We start from the raw sequence: 249 nt of genomic DNA, 5'->3' as shown, positions 1-249 counted from the left end.
ATGTAATTCAAAACCCGCTGCAGTGGCAATAGTATGGCTAAGAGTTTGCTCGGTTGCGTTAATTATCACAACAAGCGCATCAAGTGCTGGGTCTAAGTCTGTGAGTTCTTCACCATCATCAATGCTCATTACAATTAAGCCGTGCTCATGGTCTTTACCCCCATTGTGAAATCCGACACGTTCGATAACATCTTGTTCAGTTGTTAATCTAAATAACGGGCTTGCGCTGCGGATAGCCAAGAATTCTTG

At 43.4% G+C, this 249-nt stretch carries 1 protein-coding gene; it reads right to left on the bottom strand.

Annotated elements, in window-relative coordinates; genetic code table 11:
* Nucleotides 1-249 (bottom strand): alpha-1,6-glucosidase domain-containing protein (locus R2R70_RS22110; protein ID WP_410979215.1); only part of this gene is annotated, 249 nt, incomplete at both ends.

The organism is Cobetia sp. SIMBA_158 (genome assembly GCF_046566945.1).
Classification (GTDB): domain Bacteria; phylum Pseudomonadota; class Gammaproteobacteria; order Pseudomonadales; family Halomonadaceae; genus Cobetia; species Cobetia amphilecti.
Note: the sequence above shows the minus strand (reverse complement) of the source record. Positions and strands in the feature narration are given on the sequence as shown.